Source organism: Pantoea sp. GbtcB22, from assembly GCF_019091025.1.
GTDB classification, from domain to species: Bacteria; Pseudomonadota; Gammaproteobacteria; order Enterobacterales; family Enterobacteriaceae; genus Pantoea; species Pantoea leporis.
This window is the reverse complement of sequence record NZ_JAGXKB010000979.1, coordinates 1-231: the sequence shown is the minus strand read 5'-3', so window position 1 is coordinate 231 and position 231 is coordinate 1. Positions and strand designations below refer to the sequence as shown.

Annotated in this window: 1 pseudogene; it reads right to left on the bottom strand. The window is 58.4% G+C overall.

Annotated features, from left to right (window positions below):
- Window positions 1-231: pseudogene (locus KVT28_RS28055) on the bottom strand (plasmid-partitioning protein); the annotation flags it as partial.

Genomic DNA, 231 nt, shown 5'->3' with positions numbered 1-231 from the left:
AGGGCCTCTTCCGTCAGAAACGCCTGCACACGCTCATTGCCGCCCCAGTCGCTGGGGTACTTTTCTACCTGACCGGCTGACACGGTTTCTAGCGTGAACTTAACATCTCGTCCGCACACGGGGAGCATAATCGAATTCCCTTTGGTCATGCTGCCAACCCGGCCGATCAGTGTATCGACCATCGGGGCAGCAGGCGCAGCGGAAGGAGCTGACGAAGAAGAAGAGGGCGAT